The sequence below is a fragment of the Labrys sp. LIt4 genome, from assembly GCF_017813775.1.
GTDB classification, from domain to species: domain Bacteria; phylum Pseudomonadota; class Alphaproteobacteria; order Rhizobiales; family Labraceae; genus Labrys; species Labrys okinawensis_A.
Map to the genome: position 1 here is coordinate 116,569 of NZ_JAGIPY010000016.1, position 6,953 is coordinate 123,521.

Sequence of the window (6,953 nt, forward strand, 5' to 3'; positions counted from 1 at the left end):
CCATGCTTTCTTGCCATTGAGACCGGTGTCCTGTTTATCTCACCCTCATGGCGCATCGCCCGAATCTCCTGACCATCGCTCCCGGCACGCCCTTTCTGGAGACGCTGGTCGACGCCCTGCTGGACGGACGGCTGGTGCCGGGCTTTGCCCCGCGCGAGGATCCGCTCGCGCTGGCGAGCGCCACGCTTTATCTGCCGACCCGCCGCGCCATCCGCGCCTTGCGCGGCATCTTCCTCGACAGGCTGGGCAGTGATGCCGCGCTGCTGCCCCGCCTGAGGGCGCTCGGCGAGATCGACGATGACGAAGTCGCCTTCGCCGAGGCGAGCGACGACCTGCCGGAGCCCGTCGCCGGGCTCGACCGCCAGATCGCCCTCACACGCCTGATCCTGCAATGGAGCGCGGCCCTGAAACAGGCGCTTCTGCCGATTCCGGGCGAGGAGGGGTCCGAACCGCTGCTGATTCCCTCCTCGCCCGGCGATGCGGCAGGGCTCGCGGCCGAGCTCGGTACTTTCCTCGACGGCCTGCAGATCGACCGGGTGCCGCCCGAGGCGATCCTCAATCTCGGCGAGAGCCATGCCGGGCTCTATGACAAATATTGGGACATCACGCTGCGCTTCCTCGAGATCGCCACCGTGCACTGGCCGCAGCACCTCAGGGAGATCGGCCGCGGCGACGCCGTGCTCCTGCGCAATGCCCGCATGGAGCGCGAGGCCGCCAGGCTTGCGGAAAACCCCAAATCAGGCCCGGTGATCGTGGCGGGCTCGACCGGATCCATTCCGGCGACCCGAGACCTGATCAAGGCGGTGGCCGCCCATCCCCGGGGCGCGGTCGTCCTGCCGGGGCTCGACCTCGAGCTCGATGCCATTGGCTGGAACGCCATCGGCAAGGGCGAAGGGGCTCCCGGCCATCCCCAGGCCGGTCTTGCCGCCTTGCTTGCCGATATCGGCGCCGAGCGCGGCGGCGTGACCGAACTCGCGTCGCCGCCGCCCACCCTGGCGCTGCGTACAGCCCTGGTCTCGCAGGCCCTGCGGCCGGCGGAAACCACCGATCTGTGGGCCGGCCGGCACCATGAGGATCCCACGGCAGTGAGCGAAGCCTTTGCGGGTGTCGCTCTGGCCGAGGCGGCGCATGAAGGCGAGGAAGCCCTGGCGGCGGCGCTGGCGCTGCGGGAGGCCTTGACCGTGCCCGGCCGCAAGGCGGCCTTGGTGACGCCCAACCGCCAGCTTGCCGAGCGCGTGGTCACCGAACTGGGCCGCTGGGGCATCGAGGCCGACGACAGCGCCGGCCAGCCGCTGACGCAGACCCCGCCCGGGCTGTTTGCGCGCCTGGTGCTCGATGCCGCTCTGAATGATTTCGACCCCGTCACCCTGTTGTCCCTGCTCAAGCATCCATTGGCGCGACTCGGCCTGTCATGCGCGGATCTGGAGCGGGCGGTAACGGCGCTGGAGATCGGCGCCCTGCGTGGGCCGAGGCCGGCCGGCGGTCCTGCCGGCCTCGTGGCGGCCCTGGCTCTCGGCAAGGCCTCGCTCGGCGATCCGCATTGTCCACCCGCCCGGTTGGCCCTCGCCGAAGAGGATTGGGCCGGGGCGCAGGCGGTGATCGAGGCCCTGGCCGGGAGGCTCGAACCCTTCGCGGCGTTGCTGCGCCAGCCGGATCCCTTGCCGGCCGCCAGCTTCTTCGCCGCGCATCGCGCCGCCGTCGAGGCACTCGGCGAAGCTGGCCCCGGCGAAACTGATGCGCTCGGTGAAGGAGAAGCCGGCGAAGCCCTCACTGGCTTCTTCGATGATCTCGGCACTGTCGCGCCCGAAGCCCTCTCCTTGCCGGCGCCTGAATATCCCGGCCTGTTCGCGGCCCTGATCGCCGGGCGGTCGGTGCGGGGCGGCGATCCCAAGCACCCGCGCATCGCTATTTACGGCCTGCTGGAGGCCCGCCTCCTGCCGGTCGACAGGCTGGTGCTGGCGGGGCTCGACGAGAGCGTCTGGCCACCCGACGTCAAGACCGATCCCTGGCTGAACCGCCCGATGCGGGCTGCGATCGGCCTGTCTCCGCCGGAAAAGCGCATCGGCCTCGCTGCGCACGACTTCGAGCAGGCGCTCGGCTATGGCGACGTGGTGATCACGCGGTCGCTGAAGCGCGGCGGCTCGCCCAGCGTGCCCTCGCGCTGGCTGCAGCGGCTCGGCGCCTTCCTGGGGCCGGCCTTTGATGAGGTGCGCAGGCGGGGCGAGCTTTATTGCGCCCTGGCGCGCCAGCTCGATGCGGCCGAAGGGCCGCCGCCCGTGCTCGGCGCGCCCAGGCCCAAGCCGCCGCTGGCCCTGCGTCCGGCCCGCCTGTCGGTGACCCAGATCGAGCATCTGGTGCGCGATCCCTATACGATCTATGCGCGCCATATCCTCAAGCTCGAGCCGCTCGACGAGATCGCGATGCCGCCCGGCGCGGCGGAGCGCGGCACGCTGATCCATGGCGCGCTCGAGCGTTTTGCCGCCCTGTGCGCGGACGGCGTGCCGCCGGATGCCCTCGCACGCCTGATGGCGATCGGCGAGGAGCTCTTCGTCCCCTTCGCCGACTTTCCGGAAGTCCTGGCGTTCTGGCGGCCGCGCTTTGCCGCCATCGCCGAATTCCTGGTGGACTGGGAGCGCGAGCGCCGGCCGCGCCTCGCCCGCGTGCTGAGCGAAATTCCCGGCAAGCTCACCTGGCCGACCTTGGCCCAGAGAGCCTTTACTTTGTCCGCCCGGGCCGACCGCATCGAGGTCGCCGCCGATGGCCGGGTTGCCATCCTCGACTTCAAGACCGGCCAGGCCCCGACGGCGAGGCAGGTGGAGACGGGCCTCGCGCCGCAATTGGCGCTCGAAATGGCGATGCTGCTCGAGGCCGGCTTCAAGGGCGTGCCGGCCCCGGAGGCCCTCGGCGATCCCGCCATCGTGCATCTGGCCGGTGGCGGCAAGGGGCCGAGCGAGAAGCCGCTGATCTTCAAGGACACCACGCCGATCGAGGTGGCGATGCAGAGCCTGGAACGGCTCAAGGCGCTGATCGACCGCTTCGAGAACGAGAAGACCCCCTATGCCTCCCTGCTGCACCCGATGTTCAAGGGACGGCGCTATGGCGACTACGACCATCTCGCCCGGGTGCGCGAATGGTCGGTGAGCGCGGAGGAAGCATGATCCCGCGCAGGCCCTCTCCCGACACAATCCATAACCAGCGCCTGGCCTCCGATCCCTCGCTGTCGGCCTGGGTGTCGGCCAATGCCGGCTCGGGAAAGACCACCGTATTGACGCGGCGCGTCATCCGGCTTCTGCTCGCCGGGGTCGATCCATCCGCCATCCTCTGCCTCACCTTCACCAAGGCTGCGGCGGCGAACATGCAGAACCGCATCTTCGCCATGCTCGGGCAATGGGCCGTCGAGGAGGAGAGCAAGCTCGTCGCGGCGATCGAGGGCATCACCGGCTTCAAGCCCGATGCCGCGGGCCTGAAGCGGGCGCGCCAGCTTTTCGCGGCAGCGATCGAGACCCCCGGCGGGCTGAAGATCCTTACCATCCATGCCTTTTGTGAGCGTGTGCTGCACCTCTTCCCCTTCGAGGCCAATGTGCCGGCGCAGTTCGCGGTGCTGGACGACAGGGCCGCGCGCGAACTGCTCGATGCCGCCCGCACCAGCCTGATCCTGGAGGCGAATGCACAGCCGGAAGGCAGCCTCGGGCGGGCCATGGCGCGTCTTCTGGAGGATACGGGGGAGGGCGCCTTCGACGGGCTGCTCGCCGAAATCACCTTCGAGCGCGAAGCCCTGCGTCCCTTCCTGAGCGAGAAGGGCGCCGCGGACGCCCTGGACCAGCTGCGCGGCCTGCTCGAGCTGAAGGAAGGAGAGAGCGTCGCCGCCATCGAGGCCGAGATCGACGAAGCCTCGATCCCCTTCGGCGAATGGGCGGCGATCGAGGCGAGCCTGCGGGAATATGATGGCAAGCGCATCCTCGAACTTGCCGATAGGCTCGCCGCCGCGATCGCGGCGGCGCCGGCCCGGCGTGCCGAGGCCTGGCGTGCGGTCTTCCTGACCGGCACGGGCGAGGCGCGCTCGGCCAATGCCTTCCTGGTCAAGGATTTCACCAAGGATTACCCCCACTATGCCGAGCAGCTCTTCGCCGAGCTCGGGCGCATCGCCGAACTCCTGCAACGGCGCAAGGCGGCCTCGGCCTATGAGCGCAGCGCCGCCCTGATCGCCGTCGCGGCGGCCCTGCTTGGGCGATACAAAGCCGGCAAAGCAGCGCGGGCGGCGCTCGATTTCGATGATCTCGTCCAGCGCACCGCCGACCTGCTCAGCCGGGCCGGCGCCGAATGGGTGCTTTACAAGCTCGATCGCGGCATCGACCATATCCTGGTCGACGAAGCCCAGGATACCAGCCCCGCGCAGTGGCATATCATCGAGATGCTGGCGCATGAGTTCACTTCGGGTGCCGGTGCGCGCAGTGAACGGCGCACCATCTTCGCCGTGGGCGACGAGAAGCAGTCGATCTTCTCCTTCCAGGGCGCGGCGCCGGCGGAATTCGCCCGCATGCGCAGCCATTTCCGCCGCAAGGTGGCCGAGGCGGAGGCGCGTTTCGAGGCGATCGAACTCAAGCAATCCTTCCGCTCGACTCCCGATATCCTCCTGGCCGTCGACCATGTCTTCGCTATCGCCGATAATCGTCGGGGGCTGTCGTCGGATGATGTCGCCACCGTGCATGAGACGGTACGGGCCGGCGATCCCGGCCGTGTCGAGGTCTGGCCGGTGGAAAAGCCGCAGCCGGCCGCCGAGATCACCGCCTGGGATGCGCCTTTCGACGAGACCCCGGTGTCCAGTCCGGTGGTGCGGCTTGCCCGCAAGATCGCCGCCGAGGTGAGCAGCCTTATCCGGGACGGTGATCCCTCGACGGGCGCGCGTTACGATGCCGGCGACGTCATGGTGCTGGTGCGCAGCCGCAACGCCTTGTTCGAGGCGGTGATCCGTGCCCTGAAATTCGCCGGCGTGCCGGTGGCCGGTGCCGACCGCATCGTCCTGACCGACCATATCGCCGTGATGGACCTGATGGCGCTTGCCCGCTTCGTGCTGCTGCCGGCCGACGACCTGACGCTGGCGACGGTGCTCAAGACACCGCTCATCGGGCTCGACGACGAGGATCTCATTCGCCTGGCGCCGGGCCGCAAGGGTACGCTCTGGGCTGCCTTGGGCGAGGCCGCGCGGGAGGACGAGCGCTACGCCTCCGCCTTCGCCCGCCTGGTTTCCTGGCGCGAGGAGGCGGCCGGCAAGACGCCCTTCGCCTTCTTCGCCGATATCCTGGCCCGCGACGGCGGCAGGCGCATCATGCTGGCCCGCTTCGGCGCGGAGGCCGCCGATGCCCTGGACGAATTCCTGCGCGTGGCCGGCGATTATGAACGCGCCAATACCGCCAGCCTGCAGGGCTTCCTTGCCTGGCTCGCCGAGGCCAAGGCCGAGATCAAGCGCGACATGGACGTGGCGCGCGGCGAAGTGCGCGTGATGACGGTGCATGGCTCCAAGGGGCTGGAGGCACGCGTCGTCATCCTGGCCGATACCTGCAGCGCGCCGGACGGGCGGCACGATCCCAAGCTGTTCTTCCTGCAGGCGCAAGGAACGACAATCGATCGCCATCGATCGAATATCGTTCCAATCTTGCTTGAGACAGACGCGTCTTTCCAATTTGAAGGCATTGGAAAACACTATGGGCGGCCCGCCGGCAGCAGCATCCCGGTCTGGTCGCCCAGCAAGGCGTCGGATCCGCCGCCGGTCGCCGCCGCGCGCGATGCGATCCGGGCCGAGAACGAGGCCGAGCATCGCCGCCTGCTCTATGTCGCCCTGACGCGGGCCGAGGATCGGCTCATCATTGCCGGCTTCGAGGGCGCCACTGCACGACGGCCGGGCAACTGGTACGACATGATTGCGGACGCCCTGCGCGAGCGGGGCGCCAGGGTCGAGCCGGACGGCGAAGGCGAAAGACTGGTCTATGAGCCGACGCCGCGGCGCGCCGTCGAAGGCCGGCCCGCGAAGGACCAGGCTGCGGCGGTGCCCACACCGGCCTGGCTGCGCCAGAAGGCGGCGCCAGAACGGGCCGAGGAGGTTGCCCTCAGTCCATCGGAGACCGAGCATCCCGAGGAACTGGCCGGGCTGGTGGATACGCTGCCGGCCGACAGCCGGACCCTGCGGCGCGGGGCCCTGATCCACGCCTTGCTGCAATATCTGCCCGACGTCGAACCGCCGGCCCGGCGCGACCAGGCGCTCGCCTTCCTTGCCCGGGCGGCGGCGGAATGGCCGGAGGATCATCAGGTCTGGGCCGAGGAGGCCCTGGCGGTGCTGGCCTTGCCGTCTCTCGAACCGCTTTTTGCCGCCGGCAGCCGGGCCGAGGTCGCCCTTACTGGCCGCATTACCAGGCAGGGCCGGGCCGATTATGCCGTGTCCGGGCGGATCGATCGCCTGGCCGTCGGGCCCGACACGGTCTGGATCGTCGACTTCAAGACCAACCGCCGGCCCCCGCAGGCGCTCGAAGCCGTGCCGCAGGCCTATCTCAGCCAACTCGGGCTCTACCGCCATCTGCTCAAGCGGCTCTATCCAGGCAAGGAAGTGCGGGTCGCCCTGGTCTGGACGGCGACGGCCGCGCTCATGGAACTGCCGGCGGAGAGGCTGGAGGAGGCGGTGCGGGCAGTTGTGGGGTGATATTTATGCGTGGTGCACACCCCTCATCCCCCTGCCGGGACCTTCTCCCGCAAGGGGAGAAGGGGGGTTGGTGGGACAGGCTGAACTCGGTCGAGCGGTTCCAAAAATCGCATCCCGAGCCCAATTAAATTCCTTCTCCCCTTGCGGGAGAAGGTCCCGGCAGGGGGATGAGGGGAGAGCCTCTACCTAGAGCATTATGAAATTAGGTTCGATCATATCCTGCGTTAGCGAAGAAATTCGCGCATTCGCAGGGTTTGGTCTG

At 68.9% G+C, this 6,953-nt stretch carries 2 protein-coding genes; both read left to right on the plus strand.

The window, feature by feature from the left end:
* Positions 1-47 precede the first annotated feature (47 nt).
* Positions 48-3,158, plus strand: a complete 3,111-nt coding sequence (gene addB / locus J8I29_RS24140; RefSeq protein ID WP_209433588.1) for a double-strand break repair protein AddB — start codon at positions 48-50, stop codon at positions 3,156-3,158.
* Entirely contained in the window at positions 3,155-6,691 is a 3,537-nt protein-coding gene (gene addA, locus J8I29_RS24145) for a double-strand break repair helicase AddA (RefSeq protein ID WP_209433589.1), read from the plus strand. Before addB ends, addA begins: the two co-directional genes overlap by 4 nt.
* The last annotated feature ends 262 nt before the right edge of the window (positions 6,692-6,953 follow it).